We start from the raw sequence: 22,412 nt of genomic DNA on the forward strand, positions 1-22,412 counted from the left end.
ATATGAGAGAAAAAGATGTTAAGCTATACATTAAAAAGTATGCATCCTACATGGAAGAGATCAAAAAGCGCAAAAATGTGGTATCTCGACTTCATAAATCTTATTTGTCCAATCAGTCAATGACTGGCTACATTGAAACAGATATTGACACGGTTTACTTGCAACTTAGAAAAATTATCGAATTGGTTATGTTCGCGTGCGTTGTCGCAAATGATTCGGCAGGTTTGACTCTAAACAAGACACTGAAAAAAGGGTATGAGATCAAAAAAATCAAAAATGAGCTAAAGCGTTTCAACTCGGATTTTTTTCCCTCACCGATGGCTGAGGGAGGAATAGATGAGAATGGAATTAGGAAGGTTGACGATCTAGACCCTAGTGATCAGGAGTTTTTGACTGAAGAAGAGCTCTTTAAAGTATACGGAAAGGCGGGGAAGTTTTTACACTCGCAAAGGGAATACCAGTATGGTAGCCCTGAGGAAAAAATTAAAATACTGAATGAGGGGATTGATTATATTAACAAGCTGGTTGTGCTTCTTAACCATCATTGGACAAAAATTACAAACGACACATTCTTTGCTGTAGTTATGCAAGACGAGAATGATGGAAAGGTGCATGTCGCTCGGATGGCTCGGTTTGACGGCGGACACACTTAACACTCACAGGCAAAGCGACTGCTTTTCCATTGCGGATCGGCCTTCATTCTAAAGCCGCGCGTGTTGTTGGCGTTATGTAAAAATAAGGTGATTCTCATTAACCAGGAATAATTAGAAAGGTAAGCCGTGTGCTATTAAATAAAGAACTTTCCATATCTCTCCTTAAGGCTTGGACTGCTGACCAAAATCATCCATATAAAGGAAGAGACAAAAGAACCATTCCTTCGCAAGAAGAATTTGAAATCTATTTGGATACGATGTTTCAGGCAACTCTTTTGAGGGAGGAAGGTGATAGTGTTGCATCTAGTGTGGCTTGGATTTCAAAGGAAGAATTTATTCGTAACGAAATACCAAAGTATCGTCAATCTGAGCTGTGTTTGTATTTCGAAAATCCACTTCAGTTTACTGCAAAAAATATTGCAAAAATGAGTGGCATCTCAAACGGAAAAACCAGCGTAATATTGGCGCATGGTAAAAAACCGAATTCACAAATATGGGGTATTTGCTATTTCGAGAGCGGATTAGAAACAATGGGATCCATACCGGCAGGGATAGATTGTTCAAGACATTTTGCCCCAGATTGCCCAACAATCACGACGTTAGGTGTCGGTTCTCTTGAAGTGTCTAGAGGTAATGGTCGTATTGGAAGAGTGGAAAATGGCGAATTTTTGGAATCCCATCCTGATATTGTTGCATACGACATGGCGGGAAAGTATCTATTGAGGTTGATAGATATAGAGATAGAAGAAGGATCTAAGATTTATAAAAATTCTCAAGAAGCAGCAGTAGCATATACATACTTATCATGTATTAAATACCTGGTCGAGATTTTGTCTCAGAGAAAGCAAGGCGCAACAATAATAGTCGTTCCTGATTGTGAAAATATTAAAGATTTTTACGAAACCTCTTGGGGTGTGACGGGAACGCTTGAAATTGAGCTATTGCAGGAAAATAAGGCCAGGTTGATGAATGAAAAGGACTTATCTGGCGCTTTATTTAATTTGAAAGTATCTAAGTCTTTGACAAATAGGCTAAGAAACATCGCAGATTTAGCAAAAATGGACGGTGCTGTTTTGCTTTCATCTGACCTAAATGTTATTGCGTTTGGCTCAAAATTGAAGGCCAAAAAGTGGGAAGGCAAGATAGTAGAAGGGCCAAACGATTTCTCTAACTCCAGTAGGCCAGTTGATTTTGAGAGATTAGGCACAAGGCATAATTCAGCGCTTAATTTTGTTGGATCGGTTGAAGGGGCCATTGCGTTTGTATCTTCATCTGACGGACCTATTAGAGTTATAAGCAAAGATATAGATAAACAAATGGTTTTGTACTGGCCTGACTGTAGAGAGTCTATGTTCAAGTAGGTAAATGGCTGTACATGACAATACAATAACTACGCGCCTTCGGCGCTGGACACTCCCGCGTGACACCGATTATATCGACATTGAACGACCGTTTGTGGCCGACAGCTGTCACTATTTTAATATATTCAAAATAGAAGCCCAGAAATTATGTAGCTTTCTATTCAATGTAACTAACACATTATCTTTCGTCTTTACTGAGTTTGTTTTTGCATTGAGAGGTAGTGTTCAGAATTCTGTGTCATTCCATTAAACTGTCTATAAAAGGTATGACACATGAAAAAACAAATCAACTTCGACATGGATGCGGCGCTCAAGGCGTTGCGTGAAGGCCAGGACCTCAGTGGCAAGGACGGGGTCCTCACCCCGCTGATCAAGCAGCTCACCGAAGCGGCCATGCAAGCCGAGCTGGAGACGCATCTGGACGCCCAAGAGACGCCCAATCGCAAAAATGGCAGCACCTCAAAAACCATGAAAAGCGCCGCCGGGCCATTTGAGTTGGACACCCCTCGCGACCGGGCCGGGACCTTTGAGCCGCAGCTGGTCAAAAAGCACCAGACACATCTGACCGATGAGCTCGAACGCAAGGTCATTGCGTTGTTTGCTCTGGGTATGAGCTATCAGGACATCCGCGACCACATTGGTGACATGTACGGCATCGCGCTGTCCAATGGCACCCTCAATGCCGTCACCGACAAGCTCCTGCCCGAGCTGGCCGCCTGGCGGGAACGGGACCTGGAGGCCATCTATCCGATTGTCTGGCTCGACGCCATCCATTACAAAATCAAGGAGAACGGCCGGTATGTCAGCAAGGCTATCTACACCATCCTGGGCCTGAACATCGACGGCAAAAAAGAGCTGCTGGGCCTGTATCTGTCGGACACCGAGGGCGCCCACCACTGGCTGAGCGTGCTCACCGATCTGCATAACCGGGGTGTCAAGGACATTCTGATCGCCTGCGTGGACGGCCTCAAGGGCTTTCCCGAGGCCATCGAAAGCCTCTACCCCGATACCGAGATCCAGCACTGCATCATTCACCAGATCCGAAACTCGCTAAAGTACGTCGGCTCGAAAAATCACAAAGCCTTCATGGCCGATCTCAAAACCGTCTATAAAGCCGCCACCCTCAATGCCGCCGAGACAGCCCTGGATGAACTGGAAGCCAAATGGGGTGACAAGTACCCCATGGTGATCCAGTCCTGGCGCAGTAAATGGCCTACGCTATCGGCCTATTTCAAATATCCGGACTACGTGCGCACCGCCATTTACACCACCAATGCCGTCGAAGCCGTGCATCGTCAGTTCCGCAAGCTGACCAAAACCAAGGGCGGGTTCGCCAATGAAAACAGCTTACTCAAACTGCTCTATGCCGGTATACTCAAAGCGTCCGAGCGCTGGACGCACCCGGTGCAAAACTGGAACCTGACCCTCTCGCAACTGGCGATCCATTTTGAGGGCAGGCTGGAAAAACATATTGAGCTATAAGTGCTTCGTTGACACAGAGTTTTGAACACCCTCCATTGAGAAGATTCCAATCAGACTCGCCCACAGGTTCTTTTGGTCTTTTGTATTTCTTAACAGAACCATGTAATTTACCCTGTTTATTATTGCTTCTCAAAAGTATTTCTCCTGATCGTTTATATTTCTCATTGATTAAAATAAAAACTCCTTTGATATATTAACGTAGCATACGCAATATATGGTTTGTAATTCTGAGCTCTTATCATGGATTGACTAGTAAAATATTTTGGTGATTCAAATAAATCTCATGGATTATTGAAGTTATAGGTGAGCCACTCTAACCACTTTGCCATTGTGTGTGCCCTTCTGTTGGCTGTTGTGTGGTTTATATCATGTCTATGATATTGTATTATATTCGAAATTCTGTCATAGCTAGGGGTTGTATGGTTTTTTATTGTTTCTTTTGCTAAATCATTAATTGTTGGTGAGTCCATCATTGCATTTATTATTATCATTTTTCGTTCTTCTTTTGACGAGTTGATATACCTATTTCCAGCGTCTGTCAAAGCGTACTCATTATGATCGAGGTCAAGCAAGCCAAGATATCTTGCTGCATTTCCGTAATAATATGATTGTCTTTCATCAAACTCATAATGACTTGATATTTCAAAAGTTGTACTGAATCCAGATGCCACTGCGAAAATCGAGTCAATGACTTTTCTGAGGTCATCTGCTTGAGGGAACGGGACTTCTAGGTTTTCATTCCCTGGCTGATATTGCAGCAAATATTTGTTGTCGCTGAAATGGCACTGGATCTCTGGTTTGGCAGCCTTTTCACCTAAGATATAGGCGCCTGATTTTACTAATTCAATCGAGTTATACTGGGTATGCTCGTTGAATCTATATTGGTATATGTAAAATGTTTTGTCAGAATAAGAAATGAAGACTGGGACAATTTCTTTGTTTGTATTTCTTATGTTCCACATTCTATATGGGTAGTATAACTGCCGGATTATGAAGTTATCTTTTGTCCCCATTTTCGCCTCAATGAGGTAGATCTTTTTACCTTCATATCCTGCATCAACCTCAATCTGGACCCCATTGACCTGCACCTCGTGCTCATCAAACTGGAAATCAAATTCGCCTGACCGTAGACGGCCTCGAATGGTTAGTGCCAGGTCGTTATCTTCTAGAAAGTCAGAAAGAAGCCCGGAGGCGGCTGTCGAGTCAATGACCTGTGACTCTGATGTGCAAATATCTGGAAGTGTTTCTAAATTGTGTAGCTTTTCGGAGTTATAATCTATCGTCTCGTGGATGTGTTCGGTGTCATGATATCCATCTCCGCGTAAAACAGAATACGTGCCATTGCTCGTGGCCAATATAGTGCAATTATGTTGCCTTAAAATGGCGGGGCGATGTTCTCTTGCGTCAAACTTTGTGATAATGCGCGGTTCCTGATGGCCGAGGCCATCCTCTGCGCTTGTAATGTCCTTGATTTGTTGTGCAGTAACACTAGCCTGCCCTCGTTCATCAAGCTGTCCGGGTATGTCGAGGTGCGCAAATATCGCTTCCCAGGCCTTATTGGCATTACTCATTGCTCACCCCTGAATATAGCAATAAGTTCGTTCGCATTGCGGCGGTTGGTCGAATTACAGCTGATATTTCTTCTGACATCCAGTTTTATTATTTTTGCGCCTTTATAGAGTTTTCTTGTTAACTTTGTATCATGGTTACTGATTACAACTGTAATCCCTTTTCCTGCGGTTTTGCGTGCGATATTGGCTAAACGCTCCTGATCGTCCAGATCAAAGCCGCCTGTGGCATAGTCGGAGAAATACGCGGTCTCTGAAGCGGGCGCATACGGCGGATCGCAGTAGATTACGTGTGATTTCCGGGCTCGGTTAAATGTCTTACCAAAGTCTTCACAGACAAATTTTGCTTTTTTCGAGTTTTCACTGAAAACAATTAATTGTTTTTCTGGGAACCCCGGGTTTTTATGACGGCCAAAGGGCACATTGAAGCCACCGGATTTGTTGTAGCGGCACAGGCCGTTATACCCAAATTTATTGAGGTACAAGAATATGAGCGACCGTTGGTAGTGGTCATCTGTGTTGTTAAACTTGTCCCTTAGGCGGTAATACGCTGTCGCCGTATTGTTTTTCTCTGAGAATAATTTTCTGGCATCTTTGATGAAGGTGTCGCCATTTTCCTGGATGCTTTTGTAAAGATTAATGAGGTCCTGATTGACATCATTTAGGGTATATTTTGGATAGTCCGTATTAAGAAAGATGGCGCCTGCCCCAACAAAGGGCTCGATTAATGTTTTGCCTTCAGGCAGATATTTTCGTATTTTCTGGGCGATCTCATACTTACCCCCGGCCCACTTTAGAAATGGACGTACTTTGGGTGGTTCCTCCTCCCCCATGATTAAGCGAGTGATAGGCTAAGTTGTGGCGTCAACTCGGTTTCTTCATCTGTGTCCGCAGTTTCCTCTTCCTTAGAAGAAATCATATGTTCTTGTAGGCGGGTTCTGGCTAATTCTATCGCACTGTCATTGATATCATTGCCGATGAAATACCGGCCGAGTTCGCAAGCGGCTACGCCGACGCTGCAAGATCCAAAAAACGGGTCAGCAACCATTTCCCCTTCTGAGGAAGATTGCTCGATCAGTACTTTTGACACATCAACAGGTTTCTCGGTTGGATAGCCTTTGTACACTCTAGGGCATTCAATAATATCCGGAATAGACAGATTATTTAATTTGCGTTTTCCTTTTTCGAAAAAAAGGATGTTTTCATATCGCGCACGATAGTGGTATCCCATCCCAATCTTCACTTTGTCCCAAATGAGGGGTTTCCAGAATTTAAACCCTACTTGTTCTGCAATGGGTTTGGCATGAAACATTGTTTCAGGGTCACAAAACAAATAGAAATGGCTGTTTTTACTTAGAACGCGATAGATTTCAGTAAATAGCTCCTCGAAACGGGCGTTGGGGAAAATCGGAAACCATTCATTGCTTGAGGCCTTGCTGACTTTAAGGCGAGTGGTAGTACCCACTGCGCGGTGCTTCTCTAACGATTCATAGGGTGGATCTGTGATTAACAAGTCGACTGAGCCATCATCCAGACTCTTCAGCCAATCGACAGCATCAACTTGAGAAAGGGTTGGACTTTTCTTTGTGTGATTATTCATGAGCTGTCCTAATTAATTATATGTTCTAAATTGGCCGACCAGTACACCCTGAATGGCCACCCTGGACTGGTGATACGTCATAGGTTCCATTTCAATATTCTCGGGGCTCAGTTGAATATGCTCATTGTCGATACGCATGTAGCGTTTGAGCGTCGCCTCATTCTGATCAATTAGTGCCACGACAATATCCCCATTTTGGGCATTTTGTTGGCTGCGGATAATGACAATATCGCCATCTAAAATACCCGCATCAATCATGGACTCACCCTTCACCTTTAGTGCATAGCGGTTTTCGCCGGTGAGCTCTTGTGAGACATCGACTTGTTCTTTGTCCTCGATCGCTTCAATCGGTTGGCCAGCGGCTATTTGACCAAGTAACGGGACGGAACTCTGGTCATGTTTGTTCTTGAGTTGAATATTCCGTTGCCGGCCAGGGACAAGCTCGATGAATCCTGCCTCAGCCAGAGCGTGGACGTTGCGGTGAACTACGCCGCGGGACTTCAGCCCCAGCCCTTTTGCGATATCAGAGAGGGACGGAGAGTACCCGTGGGCTCCCATATAATCCCTGATAAACGACAGGGTCTTGTGCTGGCTTCCGGTGAGCATTCAGCTGATCTCAGTTTGATCTCATTCAGTAATGATAGAGATCAATTTGAGAGCATGCAATCCGAGTTTAAACAGGCGGTGCTAGCCTAACTACCTGATAATATATGGTTAATCGTTCTATGAGCAGTGCGGCATCTAATTCTGGCTGTTTTTCCTCTGCTTGGGTGGTGTATTCAGCATTTTTCGCACGATTGCCATGAAGTCTTCCTGGTGTTTGTTCTTTTTCTCTGATGCCATCGTTTATCTCCTCATAATTCCCAGAAGGGTGTCTTCTTGATGAACAATTTTCCATCTCGCCAGACGACCCCTGGGTCGTCCCGAGAATCCGCCTCGGCCTCTGTCTCCTTGGATTTCACGATATGGTTGAACTGACCCTGGAAATCAAAGCTCCCCATGATCTCGTAGAGCCGGTCTGCCATATGCCAAGCTGATTTGTATGAAATGCCCAGCATGTCGGCCAGCTGCTGATTAGTGATGCCTTTGTGACAGCCGGAGAGCAGATAAATGGCCATTAGCCATTTATTTAATGGGACTTTTGTACCGTGAAATGCAGTTTCGATGGTCACAGAAAATTGCTTATCGCACGCCCCACACTTGTACAGACCTGGCCTGACACTCCGCCCATTTAGCTCATAAACACTTTCCCTCCGATTACAACGAGGGCAGACAACGCCTACGGGCCAGCGCAGCCGCTCCATGAGTTCCCGTGCGGCTTCTTCGTCCTGCAATGGGGCTGAGAATAAGTCAAACACGGCGGTTCTCCCGTTTTTGTGCAAATTTCGAGAAATTTTTTTTCAGGTTTTTATTGTATACAGAGAGAGCCCGTTGATCGAGAGCGGATTACTGTAAGTCATTGATAGTTAGTTGATTGAGGATGTCAGACTCACGTTTCAGCAGTAGTTAGTATAGCAAGTGTATAGCTGTGGGCAATGTAAGTCTCTGTATTAACTCGTTATTTCCTAAAGGTGTCCCAAGGCTATCCGCTAACCCGCCTCGGAATGCGCACCTCCCTTCCTAGTCCTGTGTAGCCCTTTCGGGAGCCCGACGTGCTCGAGAGCGACTGAGTCGCTCAGCAGGAAGGGAGGCGCCTTAATCAGACAAACACAGAAGGAGTCAAATTATGACGAGAGTTAACGGTACCCCCAGAGTGATTGAAGGAGTAGTAGATATTCAGTGGGCGCCTGGTGGCAAACGAATTCGCAGGGTTGTGAAACGTTCGAACAAAAGAATTACGGGGAAACTCCCCTCCTGGAAGATGGGGCGGATGCTGCACTGGGAATCGAAGCTTGAGAGAGACGCGCTTTATCTCCATGAGGCCGATCCTGCCGTCACCTTTATACGTGAACAACCCGTTCGCCTGCGTTTCATGATGAATGGTGAATTACGTTCACATGTGCCGGATTTTTATGTTGAGACAAATGGGAAAAAGATATTCAGAGAAGTGAAGACGACAGAAGATGCCGCATTGCAGGAAATCAGAGAGCGGACTGATGTATTAAAACAGCTACTCCCGATACATGGGTTCGAATATGACGTGATTACGGATGAAGAAATTAAAGCTGAACCCAGACTGGAAAATGCGAAATGGATAACACGTTTAGGCAAAGATACAGTCTCGTTAGTCGACGAAGAGTCGATACGGCGAAAAATCGCAGAAAAAGGACATGTGAAATGGAGTGAGGTAAAAAAAGACTGTTTTGGTGATTACAGCGTACCGAAAGCATGCAGACTGATACTCGAAGGTAATTTGAGAATTGATATAAATAAAAGCATTACAGGTGACGCCCGAGTTAGTTATGGAGAAAAAGGAAAGGGAGGTAACCATAATGGCTAAGTTAAGTATAGGAAAAGGGCAAGAATTAATTCTGGATCAGCGTTATTGCAAAGTGGTTCGGATGATAGAAGCCAATGTCTGGCAAGTAGAATTTCTCGAAACCGGTAAGTATGAAACCTTTGCGTATGAAGAGCTGATGAGGATGTATATGGAAAGGAAATTAAAGCCGGCCAATGATGCGCTTATGGCTACGCATATGCCGAATAAGGAGTATAGACAGGCTCAGATTGCATGGATGGAAGCCTTGCCAGAGAAGCAGCGTGAAAGAGCCGTTGAGAAATATACGTATGTGATTGCTGTGCGTGAGGCCAAGTTGCGCTATTACACAGAGGAAACACTGAATCCTGTTATAGATGAAGTCTATGAGAAATATAAGAAATCAGGAGATGATGTTGAAAGGCCGAATTGGAGTTCAGTAAATCGGTGGCGCAAGAAGTTTATCAAATCAGGGCAAGATATAAGATCGCTGGTAAACCAGCACGACAAAAAAGGGAATCGTGAGCGACGATATCCTCAAGATTTAGAGGAAATTATTCATAGGGCGATCAATGAAACCTATTTAACTCGTGAGAGAGGCACCGTAAAAGACACCGTAGATTCGGCTATCGCGATGGTGGCTGACGAAAATAAATTCAGGACTGATCATACAAGGCTGCAAATGCCAACATGGTCCATTGTAAAAAGATTGATTCAAGCGATTGATAAATTCGATGTGGTTGTGGCTCGAGAAGGAGTAGAGGTAGCTGAGCAGAAGTTTCGTGCGGCAGCCGATAAAATAGTGGCGACGAACATACTGGAGTATGTGCAAATAGATCATACAACCATGGACTCGATGTTGATTGATGATGTTTCACTGCTGCCTATCGGGCGCCCTACGCTTACTGTCTGTATTGATGTTAAAAGCCGATCGATTTTAGGTATTTATATCGGATTCGAGCCCGCGAGCTTCGTAAGCGTTGCGCAATGTCTCAGGCATGCATTTATGCCTAAAGTCGACTTGAATATGAGATACCCAAGTATTGAAGGGAAATGGATAGCGTTTGGTATTCCAGAGAACCTGATAGTGGATAACGGATTGGAGTTCCATTCAGATCACCTGGAAGATTTATGTTACAGCTTCGGGATCAATATGGAGTATATGCCGCGCAAAACACCGTGGTTTAAACCACATGTAGAGCGGTTCATCGGTACGTTGAATCGTGATGTGTCTCATAAAACGCCAGGCACAACATTTTCTAATATTTTTGAGAAAGGGGATTATGATCCGAACAAAAACGCTGTTATGACATTATCTAGTTTCAAGGAAGTTGTGCATAAGTGGGTAGTAGATGTCTATCACAAGAGTGGCCATAAAGGACTGGGCGGTAAATCGCCTAATGAGGTATGGGAGAGCATGATAAATGACGTGATCCCGCCAATACCCGCTGACCCGGACATCTTTGATGGCCTGATGGGTGGGACAGCTAAGAGAGTGGTCTCGCATCAGGGGGTCGAGTTTAGCAGGCTGCAATATAACTCAAAGGAATTGCGAGAAATGCGACAGCGATACGGTGATCGGTTTGAGACAAAAATACGTTACAACCCGACAGATATATGCGAAGTCTATGTGGAAGACCCTGTCTCTAAAAGGTTGCTTAGAGTGCCAGTTGTCGGGGATGTCAATAAGAAATATGCCGAAGGATTATCGTTATGGCAGCACAAAGTTATTTGTCGACATGCCATGCAGTCCACATCCCGCCTCACGATCGAGGCATTAGCCAAGGCTAAACAAGATATTCGGAAGATCATTGAGGACGATATTTTCAACAAGAAGCTGAAGACTCGCAAGAAGCAGGCCCGTTTCAATGAATTCGATGATCCTAGAATGCGTAATAAAAGCTGCGAATCATCACCGGAAGGGAGGCAGATTGAAGGGATAGGCACCGATGCTTCTTCGTCAGATGAAGATCTGTTGATTGGTGATTTTGACGATGTCGTACCGGATTTTCCTGTGTCGTAGTAATCGTCTTCAAATTGCTAAGTAAAGAATCAATATTAGGAGTATATCAATGACTGTAAAAAGTGACAATTCAATAAAATCGATTCATGTTCATTATAACCAGTTTAATTATGCGTTGAATAAACTCGAGTCATGCTATGAAGGAATTGTGAATGGCGATGATTCACGTGGCGTTGCGATATTAGGTCGCTCGGGGACCGGAAAAACTCATTTGTTAAATTACTTCCACAGCAAGTATCCATCGAGTAGGGGTAATGACGGTACGAAAATGCCAATTGTTTATATAAAAACACCTTCGAGTCCCACAGTGAAAGGTTTGGTAGAGGCGCTATTGCATGCAATTGGCGATCCATTGTTCAATAAAGGTACGCTCACAGAAAAGTCGACAAGGTTGGTCAATTTGTTGAAGCGGGCTGACGCAAAAGTAGTGATATTGGATGAGTTTCAGCATTTTGTCGATAAAGGTGGCCGAAAAGTCCAGTATGCGGTTGCCGATGAGCTTAAGGTGATTGTTGAGAATTCTGGGGTCGGCCTGATTGTGTCAGGCCTGCCCTATTGTCAGTCGGTGATAATGTCGAATGAACAATTCACGCGACGGTTCTCCTCACCAGTAACGTTACCTCAGTTTGACTGGTCTGTCAGTGATGATAGAGCGAATTTCAAGGGTATATTGAAAGCCATGCAGTCATCCTTGGAATCAATTTCGATGCCGGATCTGACGTCAGATGAGATGGCATTTAGATTCTATTGTGCTAGCGGTGGTTTGATTGGTCGCGTGGCAAATATATTCATCCAGCTTGTCAAAGATATGGCAAATAAGCATGGAACGAAAGACGCTACGCTGGATGATCTCAATGCGGCGGCAAAAGAGGCGTGCTTTGACATGCCGTTAGGGATTGATAACCCATTTAGTCGGCAATTTGACGTTAAACCGACGAAAGAGGTTACCCACCGTGTGATGGAAATTGGTGATGAGCGCGGTGTTGTTGGGCTGGAAAGATAGGAGGTTAGTATGCCAGTAATAAGTTCTCGTCAGACTATCAAGCCGCTCGTTGTCACACCGAGACCATATTATGCAGAAAGTTTTAATGGGTTCTTGTTACGAACGGCAGAATCAAATAGTTATGGTTCCTACGGGCCGATATTAGAATATGCAGGAGTCACAGAGAAAGAATTACGTTCCGTACAGCCCCCTTTTCACAAGCTGGCGAAAGTTTATGCTTGTGAACCAGAGGCATTGCATAATTTATCGTATTTCAGGCCTGAGGAGTTCAGTGATAATAAGGGGATGGGGTTGCTTGGCCATGAGCTCCTCAAAAACCATTTTCAAATACGTAACCCGAAATTTTGTCCTGATTGTGTCAGTGAAACAGGGCGTGTCACGGTCTATTGGGATTTGGGATACACGGTAGCTTGTCCTGTCCATGGCAGACACCCCGTAACGCGATGTGACAAATGCAAAAAACCTATATCCTGGCGCAGGCCAGGGTTATTGACCTGTCGCTGTGGGGCGGATTTATTAACAAATCAGGTTATATCTGAGTCAAATCAGAGTCTGCTGGCTTTCATGCAAGTGATTCGTTCAAAACTGTTTAATCTGACCTTAAATACCGATCCTGTTCGGGCTGCAAATTTCCCGCTCGATGAATTCGAGAATATGTCACTCAGGACATTGCTGTGTTTGGTAGACAGGATCGGCAAACAGGGAGAAAAACTCGCTAGTAATGATATGGCAGAGGATCAGAAGGAATATCGGCATGTAAAAATCACATCAGAAGTATTCTCTAACTGGCCACACAATTTTTATGATTTTTTAGAAAAAATAGGCAACTACCAGGATGCAAGTTCAAACAATGAGCATTATGGTTTTATAAAGCAATTCGAACATGTCCATAATGCGTTGTTCAAAACGAAATTGCCGGCTAAGGAAATCGAATTCATATATAGAGAATTCTTTATCTTTGGTGATAAGCGCTGGAAAAAAGCGACAATCGATAAGCGTTTGCGAGAGAAAAATCCGGGGTACGAATCAACATTAGTTGGCATTGATAAAGCATCAGAAATAATGGGGGTACAGACGGCTACAGTCCGACGGCTGGTGGAATTAGGTGTGATAAAAGCAGTAGAGGTTAAAAAAGGTAACAGAAAAAGACTTTTATTTGACGTTGGCCAGGATCTCCCTAAAAGAATCGATAAAGGTGTCAGTTATTCTGCCAGGCAGGCCTCTAAAGTATTAAAGTTGCCAGTAAGCGTGTTGCAGGAACTGCGTAAAAGATCAGTGTTCAAGATGAGATATTTTGGCGATAAAATACAGTCTTTTCATGAATATGATGTTATAGCTTTTAAGCGGCAATTAGAGGCCCTCTGTGATGCTGAGTATATATCTGATGAGGTGGTAGATACCATCACTTTAGATGATGCAATGAAGAGAAAGTACGGTTCTGAGAAATATAAAGCCGATATAGTAGAGTTATTCCTCAGCGGGAAAATTAGAACATTAGGATCAAAAGATAAAAATATAGAAAATATAGAGATAGATACCCGTGAACTTAATGCTATTCTTAAAGACGTTAAAGAAAAGGGCACGGATAGTCTACTTGTCGTAGATGCTGCACGCAAAATAGGATGTGATCCGACTGTCGTGCCCTGGTTAGTTAGGAATGATTATTTGAAGGCTAACCCAGCTTTCCAACACTTGAGAATTGAGAGCGATTCAATAGACCACTTTAAAAGCACGTATCTATTTTGTAATGAACTTGGCAAAGAAAAAAGAACCAGTAGCAAAAAAATAATTCAATTTTGTGAGAGGCATGGAATAGAGATGTTCAGGGCTATGCGCACTAGTTCTAGTTCGTCACAACCGTTCATCTCGCTATCTGATCTCAAATCAATCTTACCAGCACAAAATTATACAATCAGAGACAAAAATACTCAGGAAATAGTTCGGGAATTGTTAGGGTGAACCCTAAAATACAGCTATGAGTTGAATGCTTTCTGAGAAAAAACACTTTTTTCAGGGTAATAAAGTCTATTGAGAAGTGGACCCCGATAAATTGGATTCCAATTTATCGGGGTCCATCTCTTTCTGGTAATCCAGGGCTCAATTTCTTTCCGATAGTCGGATAGAACCGTGAACGAATATCATAAAATGAGTAGGAAACAATAGCCTGGCCGTTTTCGGCCAGAAGCGGACGCTCATGTTTTTACTCTGACCCCAAATATCCTGGGCGCATTGTTATACGCTTAGTTTTCAAAATCTGCTTCCCATTCTTTAATAACTTTCTTAACTTCTTTTTTTGAAGCCCAGTGTGTTCTGCCAAATGAGTCCGCAAGCCCAATGTGGGTCGGCTTGCTGCTACACAAACACTCTTCATCCCATGGGAAAATCAAGTCAATTTTCTCACCGATTTCGAGAGAAGTTGGTAGCTGCCCTGACAATGGATTTCGATAGTCATGGATTAACACGCCATGTCTCCACTTTTTTAACAATTTACTAAATATAAACGAGTGCATAAAGCGAATTATATTTAGTCTGATTGCGCCGGGCCCGAAATTCACACCTGAGATCATAAGGTGGGTAGTGTTTGGCCTGCCTTCTCGCGCTATTAATGATTTTTTAACAGTTACTTGAAGCCTTGGCTTAAGAATAACATCTCTATAAATGTTCCAGCCTAAAGCTAAGGCTGCAACACCAAATGACAGCATGCTTATTATTAATGCAATCTCTTCTTTATTCATTATACGTATAACGATTGAGCTAAGGGGTCGGCAAACCGCGAAGCGGTTTGGCGGTACCGCCTGCGGAGGAGGCATACTTGGACGATTTGTTATGTTGCTTATTTTTCATCTGGCTTTATTCTAATCGTTACAGTTGCTGCACCACCTACACCAATACCGAGAAATTTTCCATCAGCACTAAAACTCGCCGCAAACTCTATTTCACTAACAAAATAATCATCAGTCATCGTGGATATTATTTCTTCTGCTATAGAATTAATTTCATCTTTTGCTTTAGAGTAACCCTGCCTTAGTTTGCTGACAGGAACAGGTGTTTGCGTTTTGTCTGGAACATAAACACCACCAGATGATCTTTTATAACCAGCAGGTTTTTTTGCAATCTTTTTCTTTGCAGATTTTTTTGAAGCAGCTTTCTTGCGCTTCTTACTAGCGTCACTTTTTTTAGTTACTACTCGTTTTTTAGATGCTCTGCCGGTTGTTTTAGCTCTCATATTTGAACCTTTAGGGTAGAAAAATAACAGATATTAGGCGGAAATAAGGTCCCTTTAATCTTGCCCTGGACACCGGCGAAATTCTGCATAGACAGGTATTTATAACGACTTACCCCATTTCATGAAATTAGAATATGCGGAGATTTTTCCGCTTTTATTATTTATTAACTGTAGCCCCTTACCCCGCTTTTGCTAGCCAAGTTACTGAATCAAATATCTGCTTTGGGTCGTTATCTGTCTATTCATATATTCTAGACTACACAAATATCATTTCAATAGACGGTGAGCGGCCAGAAGCCGACATTCAACGTTAAAGCTGTGTGGCGCAAACAAAGCGTAGCGTAGTTTGCGACCGAACGAGCACCTTGTTAGCGTGTATTATTCTGTAAATTCGCAAGAGCATTTCCAACTCGTGACTTCTCGGCATTTTCTGTAAAAATTATAAGTGAGTGCAATATTGCATTAGTCATTTCGGCGATATTCCAATCTTTAATATCTGGAGTAACATCCATTCGTGCGTATGTGAGATGTGCGATCTCCTTACCAGTGCGAGAACGTGTTGGCTTAAGCTCTAATGGAAACTCTGGGCGAATTTGTTCCCATTGGGTTTTCGACATAAAAAAGTCACTAGCTATAGCATCATCTTTTTTTATGTTAGATGGATCCCAAATAAAATCTATTAATGCTCTCAAGTGTATTGTGAAAGAACTCAAAAAAGCATTTATAACAAACTGTTCGTTATTTGGCTGAGATAATACTCGTGCAGTATTTATTAGCATATTGACTTCATAAGATAAATGCTCTTTTGCAAATGCTTGTAACACCTCATCTGATGGAATATTTCTCGACATTATTATCCTTGTGCACGCTAACGGCTATGCTCATCCGACACTAAACAGCGTCGCGATTTAGCGCTCGGCTGGAGAATGTTGTTAAGCACTCTCTTTCCTTTGAAACCATTTCTTTACCTTTCGCCAAAGGCTATTTAAGTTTATACCCATACCGAAGAAGTTCGGTTTGGCCTCGATTACAGGATCTGAATTCGATATGGCGGCACTCGTATTCCACGCCGTTTCTGACAGATCGAGTTGTTTCCTCATAGTTACGCTAAGTTCCAATTTCACTCGGCCGTACATTTTAACGTTCACTGCTTCTTTGACCCAAGCAGGCACGTTCTCGCCTGGAACTGCTCGGACGAAATCGTTTTCATAGGCAGGTTTAGGGTGTTTGTAAAAGTACATCTCTGTCTTCTTTGTCTCTATCCCCCACCCATTGAGTCGTACGTGTAGATTCTGCCCAATTCCTTCACCGTAGACAAAATAGACAAAGTATTCACTGTCGGAGAACCAATAGAGGTCGTGCACCAAATCTTGAAGCGCTTCATCTGTCCCCAACTGGTCTGGGACGAGATCCACTCGCCGCGTTCCCTCACTAATCTCAATTGGGGGCGGCAATGACTCCGGCCATTTTGGGCGTTCTTCCACCATAGGGCTTATCTGTGCTTATCGCCCTCCATCACCGGCGCCAAAAATAGAGCTGCGCGACAAATTTTTGGCATCCTGTGCATGGGATTGTTAAAAGCTTCACCGGGTGTGACATTCCCTGGAGCAGGTATAGCACCCATCCACATTCGGATAGATTGTACGGGCTTTTGCTATTGCGTCGCTGCACGATGAGAAGTAACCCAAATATGTGCGATTACTCGGAAAATAGGTGCAGCCCTCCTTATGTACCTCATGCTCACCTGTTGATTGCGCTTGATCGTTAACATAGTAGTGGTCCATTTTATCCACCTCGTTCAGTGTTCTTTGTCTTTTGGAGGATTGGGGTCATTTCCCGGAGGGATAGTGTCTTTGCTTCTGATCTTCCCATCTCGACCCTTGGTAGTGAGTTCACCCCCGCCAGATTTTTTCAACATGTCACGAGCAGAACCTTCAGCCTCCTTCTGCGTACGATGTACGCTACCAGCACGATCTGCGTCGTTTCTCTTATTCTCCCAACCCCCATCAGAACGACGAGAGACCGTTCTATCTCTACCTTTACTCATGACCATCTCCCCGTGGCATTTAACAGCGTACATGGGATCGGTGACAAACGAGAAGCATTTGCATTACTATTTATCGCTGCCTCATTTCTTGCAATGTCGGCTTCGGATAGGTCAGCGTCCATCAGAATTTGGCGCATACTTGGTGATCCTGTCATCACCAGGAGAACTACCATGACCTACCGTACCGAATTTCCACATCACGCTGGACCCTGGAACAAGGGTAGATTAGTTGGCCAGAAGCCGCCACTGAAAATCCGTGAAATCTGGGCAATCCGTATTCGCCTTCAGTTGGCAAACAAGGTGAGAGAACTGGCCCTGTTCAATCTGGCCCTGGACAGCAAATTGCGCAGCTGTGACCTCGTCAGGCTACGGGTACGCGATATTGCTCACGGCACCCAGGTATCCAAACGCGCCATGATCCTGCAACAGAAAACCCAACAGCCCGTTCAATTCGAAATAACCGAGCAGACTCGTCAGGCTCTTTCGATCTGGATCGACCAGGCACAATTGTCCAGCGGCGATTATCTCTTCCCGAGTCGGATGAAGAGATCGCCGCATCTTTCAACCCGACAATATGCGCGGATCGTACAATCGTGGATTGCCGATATTGGGCTGGATCCAGCTGACTATGGGACGCACTCGCTACGACGTACCAAGGCGACTTTGATCTATCGACGCACGAGGAATCTTCGTGCGGTTCAGCTGCTACTGGGTCATACCAAGCTGGAAAGTACCGTCCGCTACCTGGGTATCGAAGTGGATGATGCGCTGGAGATGGCGGAACAAACTGAGATCTAATCGGAACTGGTCGGTGAGTGGCCAGGTACGGTCACTTACCGGCCAGAAGCGGTCATTCAACGCTCGCCATAACCGGCGGCCATAAGGGACGCGACGAAGGAGCGGCGCTTTTGGATGTCTGAGTTGATGGCGTTGTTATGCATCATCTTCGTCAATTCGATTGATATGTGGCGTGACTATCTGGTGCCAGCGGGTATGGCAACTCTGACAGAGATACGACTGAGGCCATTTTTCTGACTCGCCGCCAAATAACGCATAAGGCGCCCAATGGTGCCTTTGCGCGCCTTCGGAGCCGCACACTTCGCATTTTCGTTTCAGGTATGGCGACGGTACTTCCCTTGGATCGAGGCCTGATTCCTTTATCTTGTGGTACGAGAAGTACTGTTTTTGACGATACCCACAATCACATATGAAGAAGTATTGATAAACACCGCCCTGGTTCTTGCACTTTACAAGCTCCCAAGCCGAGTACCAGCCGCATTCTGGGCATTCGACTTTCGGTTGCTCAATTGATGCCACGACACCACCCTCTTTCTACAGTCGTCGTAGAACCGCCAGTCACCCGGCGGCCCCGACACAGATCCGGACGTGCGGAATTACCGCATCCTGCTCCTCAGTCATGTTATTCACCCGTGCTGGCACGGCCCTAGTACCAATCTACCACAACATGGTTTCGTTTCCAGACGCGCAGCGGCTGAATTCCATAGTGATTCAGCACGGCTTTAAGTCCGGTCCAGTTGTAGCTGTGGCGTTGACTCCGACGATTCAACCACTTATAGAGGCTATGGACAACATGCCGGTATAGCCTGGAAAGGCTCCGGCTGTTGTCAGGCAGTCCGAAGTAGTTCGCTATGCCAACCAATTTACGCTCAAAAAGAGGGCGGAGGGATTTAATTTTAACCACCTTTCCAGATTGCTCACTTTTTAATCCCTCCGTCCCCTTTTTCGCGTTTTCGTCAATGTACCAAGGTCGTCCGAGCAGGTCTCCATTAACTGGATCTACATCGTAGGACTTAGAAACAGTTTTCCCGCATGTTAGGCATTTGAGTTTCATTCTTACACCTCACAGCCTGTTCTTTAATCGTTCTTCGGTTTTTTTTGAAACAGGGCCAGGAGTCGTCAGCTCCTCGATTTCGGTGTCAGTGGCGAAAATTGCCGTTTTCAATGACACCCATCCAAAGGCCAGCACAAGGCCGCCGACGAGATATTTCCACCAACCTTCGAAACCGAAGATCAGCCAAGTTGCTATAGCCAATGCGGCCAGACCAGAAATAAATGGAACATATCGATTGCCCATGCTGTTCTCCTTATTTTGCACCTAACGCCCGGCTCACGCGCCGGTTTGGAGCCGCAAAGCGGCGGAAAATCGGTCGCTGTGCAGCCGGTAGTTAGGTAATTCTCTCTCCATAGAGTGTATAGAGCCTCTCGCTAAACCTTCTGTTTATCCGGACCTCGCTTGTTGCAGCATACATTTCACCCCCGCAGCCTGGATGCTGTATTCCAATAGCCTTGGGAACCCTTTGCTCGCTGTAAAAGTCATCAAGGCCCGCTGGCAGTCCTGGGAACCGGAACACATCCGAAGAACCACATGACAAGCAATGCGCGTCTCCCATGGAGATTAAATAACTCGCTAACGCTGATGGACTGACCAATTCCTGACTCAGATTATCCAAACTAACTCGAATCGTACGAATCGCTTCGTTGTCGGGCTGGTGATTCGAAAACAGCCTGCGGAGGAATGGCTTCGATCTTTTTGCCTTCTCAATCTCTTCGGCTAAGGATGATTCTAAATCTGCAACATCGTCCTTGAGCGACTTGAATCTGGCTGCCTGATCCGTATCTTCGATTGGGGCAACAGATTCACATGAATTGCACCACCCGAGTGTTCGCGGGAGCGAGATACTTCCGAACGGTGTTTGGTATTTAAATATCCCAAAACACACGCCCGTTGATCCCGAGTAGTCGCAGCGATCACATGTAATGTCTGTTGCAGGTACGGACATACTGAATCTCCTTAGAATGTAGTTCCTCTACAGTTGGCGCTCGGCAGTCGGCTGAATTGCATAACAGATATTAGACGGAAATAAGGTCCCTTTAATCTTGCTCTGGGTCACCGGCAAAATTCCGTATAGACAGGCACTTACCCCGATTTTCCCCATTTAATGAAATTAGCAAAGGCGGAAATATTTCCGCTTTTTGTTATATGTTAAATGTAACCCTTCCCATTGCGTTTGTCACCCAAGTCGGTATTATCCTTGGCCTTTTGTCCAAAAAGGAGGTACCACTATGGGGACGCGTCGGACCAGATTATAAGGGTCCTAAACTCCTGGATCGGGTTCATTTTGCCTGCCGCCGGCGGCACCTGAGCCCTCGCACTGTCCCCGGAATTGCTGGACACAGAGTTTGGAACACCCTCCATTAAAGCCCCTTGAGTTTTTCCGGCACAGAGGCCCCTCGCCACTCATTGACACTTTCAAGCCAATGCGATTTGATTGATTATGTACATGTAGATAGCAATTTTGTGGCTTACTCTGTTAACAAAAACTCTGGTTCTGTATTAGAAAGATCATCAAAAAACATACCTGACATTAATAGTTGCCGGTCCTTCTCTATTGCCTCTCTCTTGCATTGGCTAAATTTCTTATTTTTTTTAACCAAGTAAGCTCTATATCCTTCCGGCAACTTCATTCCTTTCATGGCCAAAGCCTCGTATTCCGTAAGAAGGTCGTGCTTCAACTCAGAGTCTTTCCAACCTTGATACCTGGTATAATTCTTCAGCGCAAATACTTTCTCAAGATCCTCGCGTTCCCCCTTCTTCAACATACCACATTTGGCTTTAAGCCATTCATGGTATGCGGGTGGGTATTCCCCAGCTAACCCTCTGTACTGTTCCATACTAATCTTATATATATCGCCAGATGACACTGTGAACATTTTGTCAGCCACAACATTGGGAACATCCATCTCTTCCATATAAGATCGTATGTATTCTGTTAATTTATCGTATTGTGCTTCTGCTTCATTTCGTCCCAAGTTTGAAAAATAACTTTTATCGTAATATGGCCGATGTAACCCTATATCTCCTCTCTGGAGATTTCGGGTCCCGCCAAAAACAATTAATGCACAAGAACTATTGCAAGTTGAAACCGGCAAGACCTTTGTATGCCCCCTTCTAACCAATCTGCCAATTTTTACAGCCTCTACAACATCACCTCCTGGAGAGGAGATCTTTATAAGTTCAGGAAATGTACTACGCCGATTGACTATCGAGATATACTCTTTCATATCACCTTTTTGGATTTCACCATTTATATGGATCGCATATCCTGCTCCTGCTACATTATCCTCTTTAACGTAAAAATCAGCAGAAACGGCCACATTTGAAAGTGCAGAAAATAACAAGGACATCAGCTTTATATATATATTTCTATTCAACTGTTTCATTATTACGCTTCTAATTTTAGTAATTGCGGAATTCCGGGGACAGTATTCATATTTTTAGTCCCACGCTTACAATGAATCAGGCAGACGGCCCTAATGTCTACTTCGGGCCGGTATCTGCCTATTCATATATTCTATACTACATCAAGATCAGTTCGAGGGACGGTAAACGGCCAGAAGGCGATATTCAACGTTATGCTAAGGGGCGCGGAGCCGCATCGCGGTGAAGCGTCCCAGTGAGCGGGAGCGAACATCTTGAGCTTTTTGTTATATTATTTCGATAGCAACTTGCTCTTCTCGCTCTCAAATTCTTCTCTTGTTAAGGCACCTGCGTCATATAAATCCTTCAATTTCTTGATTTGTTCATATTTCCCAGGATTACCAATATTAGTTTTTATTTCAGCATTACTTTCACAGATAAACACTATTTCAATTCTAGGGAAATTACCTAATATATGAGGTGGTCTGGACGTCCTTTCACTTAGCGTACGCATTTCCTTATTTTGCTTTTTGCAAAAATCGCTTGCTCTTTTCTCAGCACTAACTCTTATTGATTGAATTGACACAAATCCTGTGGCAGCTTGATGAAATATTCTATATGCATTTTCGTCTGATATGCCTGCTTCAACAACAGATTTTTCGCCTTCATAAACAGCGTCAGCAAAGGCCGACTCACTCTCACTAGCCTTTTTTATGGTTGAGGCAGTCGAGCATGCAGTTAGCAGTACTATTGATAATGTGACAATTAACTTTCTCATGATTTTCCTATTTGAATATAGCGTTTGTGATAACCG

At 44.3% G+C, this 22,412-nt stretch carries 23 protein-coding genes; 8 read left to right on the forward strand and 15 right to left on the reverse strand.

The genetic code is table 11. From position 1 onward, the window contains the following. The first annotated feature begins 50 nt into the window (after positions 1-50). The 3 genes from U5J94_RS00850 to U5J94_RS00860 all read left to right on the forward strand — a co-directional run bounded on the left by U5J94_RS00850 (position 51) and on the right by U5J94_RS00860 (position 3,496). Positions 51-653: a hypothetical protein gene (locus tag U5J94_RS00850; RefSeq protein ID WP_322563758.1), complete on the forward strand. Its 603-nt coding sequence runs from the start codon at positions 51-53 to the stop codon at positions 651-653. A 128-nt stretch (positions 654-781) separates the two neighbouring features. Then, positions 782-2,014, forward strand: a complete 1,233-nt coding sequence (locus U5J94_RS00855) for a DNA integrity scanning protein DisA nucleotide-binding domain protein (protein WP_322563759.1) — start codon at positions 782-784, stop codon at positions 2,012-2,014. A 273-nt stretch (positions 2,015-2,287) separates the two neighbouring features. Continuing rightward, positions 2,288-3,496, forward strand: a complete 1,209-nt coding sequence (locus U5J94_RS00860) for an IS256 family transposase (protein ID WP_322563760.1) — start codon at positions 2,288-2,290, stop codon at positions 3,494-3,496. A 281-nt stretch (positions 3,497-3,777) separates the two neighbouring features. On the opposite strand, the gene U5J94_RS00865 is transcribed toward U5J94_RS00860, so the two are convergent. From U5J94_RS00865 to U5J94_RS00890, 6 genes are all read right to left on the reverse strand, one after another. Next, positions 3,778-5,067 carry a type II restriction enzyme gene (locus tag U5J94_RS00865; protein ID WP_322563761.1) on the reverse strand — a complete coding sequence of 430 codons (1,290 nt, stop codon included), beginning with the start codon at positions 5,065-5,067 and terminating at the stop codon, positions 3,778-3,780. After that, positions 5,064-5,897: a Dam family site-specific DNA-(adenine-N6)-methyltransferase gene (locus U5J94_RS00870; RefSeq protein ID WP_322563762.1), complete on the reverse strand. Its 834-nt coding sequence runs from the start codon at positions 5,895-5,897 to the stop codon at positions 5,064-5,066. The genes U5J94_RS00865 and U5J94_RS00870 overlap by 4 nt, the downstream gene beginning before the upstream one ends. A gap of 2 nt (positions 5,898-5,899) precedes the next feature. Continuing rightward, entirely contained in the window at positions 5,900-6,664 is a 765-nt protein-coding gene (locus tag U5J94_RS00875; RefSeq protein WP_322563763.1) for a site-specific DNA-methyltransferase, read from the reverse strand. A 12-nt stretch (positions 6,665-6,676) separates the two neighbouring features. Next, positions 6,677-7,270, reverse strand: coding sequence for a transcriptional repressor LexA (gene lexA / locus U5J94_RS00880; protein ID WP_322563764.1), 594 nt, complete (start codon positions 7,268-7,270; stop codon positions 6,677-6,679). Positions 7,271-7,337: 67 nt separating this feature from the next. After that, complete coding sequence (locus U5J94_RS00885; RefSeq protein WP_322564131.1) at positions 7,338-7,562, reverse strand: hypothetical protein; 225 nt, start codon at positions 7,560-7,562, stop codon at positions 7,338-7,340. Then, positions 7,519-8,022: an IS1595 family transposase gene (locus U5J94_RS00890; protein WP_322563765.1), complete on the reverse strand. Its 504-nt coding sequence runs from the start codon at positions 8,020-8,022 to the stop codon at positions 7,519-7,521. Before U5J94_RS00890 ends, U5J94_RS00885 begins: the two co-directional genes overlap by 44 nt. Before the next feature lie 368 nt (positions 8,023-8,390). Between U5J94_RS00890 and U5J94_RS00895 the strand changes: the two genes are divergently transcribed. From U5J94_RS00895 to U5J94_RS00910, 4 genes are read left to right on the forward strand one after another with little or no spacing between them, the layout of a single operon-like run. Then, positions 8,391-9,104 (forward strand): TnsA endonuclease N-terminal domain-containing protein, encoded by a 714-nt coding sequence (locus U5J94_RS00895; protein WP_322563766.1) that lies wholly within the window; start codon positions 8,391-8,393, stop codon positions 9,102-9,104. Further along, positions 9,097-11,103, forward strand: a complete 2,007-nt coding sequence (locus U5J94_RS00900; protein ID WP_322563767.1) for a Mu transposase C-terminal domain-containing protein — start codon at positions 9,097-9,099, stop codon at positions 11,101-11,103. Before U5J94_RS00895 ends, U5J94_RS00900 begins: the two co-directional genes overlap by 8 nt. A gap of 49 nt (positions 11,104-11,152) precedes the next feature. Continuing rightward, positions 11,153-12,106, forward strand: coding sequence for a TniB family NTP-binding protein (locus U5J94_RS00905; protein ID WP_322563768.1), 954 nt, complete (start codon positions 11,153-11,155; stop codon positions 12,104-12,106). Positions 12,107-12,115: 9 nt separating this feature from the next. Continuing rightward, positions 12,116-14,065 carry a TniQ family protein gene (locus tag U5J94_RS00910; protein WP_322563769.1) on the forward strand — a complete coding sequence of 650 codons (1,950 nt, stop codon included), beginning with the start codon at positions 12,116-12,118 and terminating at the stop codon, positions 14,063-14,065. A gap of 281 nt (positions 14,066-14,346) precedes the next feature. Here the strand turns inward: U5J94_RS00910 and U5J94_RS00915 are convergent, their stop codons facing one another. The 5 genes from U5J94_RS00915 to U5J94_RS00935 form a co-directional block, all read right to left on the reverse strand. Beyond that, positions 14,347-14,841 (reverse strand): hypothetical protein, encoded by a 495-nt coding sequence (locus U5J94_RS00915; protein WP_322563770.1) that lies wholly within the window; start codon positions 14,839-14,841, stop codon positions 14,347-14,349. A 98-nt stretch (positions 14,842-14,939) separates the two neighbouring features. Beyond that, positions 14,940-15,332 carry a hypothetical protein gene (locus U5J94_RS00920; RefSeq protein ID WP_322563771.1) on the reverse strand — a complete coding sequence of 131 codons (393 nt, stop codon included), beginning with the start codon at positions 15,330-15,332 and terminating at the stop codon, positions 14,940-14,942. A 368-nt stretch (positions 15,333-15,700) separates the two neighbouring features. Next, positions 15,701-16,183, reverse strand: coding sequence for a hypothetical protein (locus tag U5J94_RS00925; protein ID WP_322563772.1), 483 nt, complete (start codon positions 16,181-16,183; stop codon positions 15,701-15,703). A gap of 81 nt (positions 16,184-16,264) precedes the next feature. After that, entirely contained in the window at positions 16,265-16,819 is a 555-nt protein-coding gene (locus U5J94_RS00930) for a hypothetical protein (protein WP_322563773.1), read from the reverse strand. 311 nt (positions 16,820-17,130) lie between these two features. Further along, positions 17,131-17,412: a DUF2188 domain-containing protein gene (locus U5J94_RS00935; RefSeq protein ID WP_322563774.1), complete on the reverse strand. Its 282-nt coding sequence runs from the start codon at positions 17,410-17,412 to the stop codon at positions 17,131-17,133. Between the two features lie 138 nt (positions 17,413-17,550). On the opposite strand from U5J94_RS00935, the gene U5J94_RS00940 reads away from it, so the two are divergent. Further along, positions 17,551-18,177 carry a tyrosine-type recombinase/integrase gene (locus tag U5J94_RS00940; protein WP_322563775.1) on the forward strand — a complete coding sequence of 209 codons (627 nt, stop codon included), beginning with the start codon at positions 17,551-17,553 and terminating at the stop codon, positions 18,175-18,177. A gap of 646 nt (positions 18,178-18,823) precedes the next feature. On the opposite strand, the gene U5J94_RS15180 is transcribed toward U5J94_RS00940, so the two are convergent. From U5J94_RS15180 to U5J94_RS00955, 4 genes are all read right to left on the reverse strand, one after another. Continuing rightward, entirely contained in the window at positions 18,824-19,231 is a 408-nt protein-coding gene (locus tag U5J94_RS15180; protein WP_416224131.1) for a group II intron maturase-specific domain-containing protein, read from the reverse strand. A gap of 9 nt (positions 19,232-19,240) precedes the next feature. Then, on the reverse strand, positions 19,241-19,474 hold the full coding sequence (locus U5J94_RS00945; RefSeq protein WP_322563776.1) for a hypothetical protein: 234 nt from the start codon (positions 19,472-19,474) through the stop codon (positions 19,241-19,243). 1,229 nt (positions 19,475-20,703) lie between these two features. Beyond that, on the reverse strand, positions 20,704-21,621 hold the full coding sequence (locus U5J94_RS00950; RefSeq protein ID WP_322563777.1) for a hypothetical protein: 918 nt from the start codon (positions 21,619-21,621) through the stop codon (positions 20,704-20,706). Between the two features lie 269 nt (positions 21,622-21,890). Beyond that, the gene (locus U5J94_RS00955; protein ID WP_322563778.1) at positions 21,891-22,376 is read right to left on the reverse strand and encodes an SHOCT domain-containing protein; all 486 of its coding nucleotides are present in this window, start codon (positions 22,374-22,376) and stop codon (positions 21,891-21,893) included. Positions 22,377-22,412: the final 36 nt, after the last annotated feature.

It is taken from the genome of Thiohalophilus sp. (assembly GCF_034522235.1).
Lineage (GTDB): Bacteria > Pseudomonadota > Gammaproteobacteria > UBA6429 > Thiohalophilaceae > Thiohalophilus.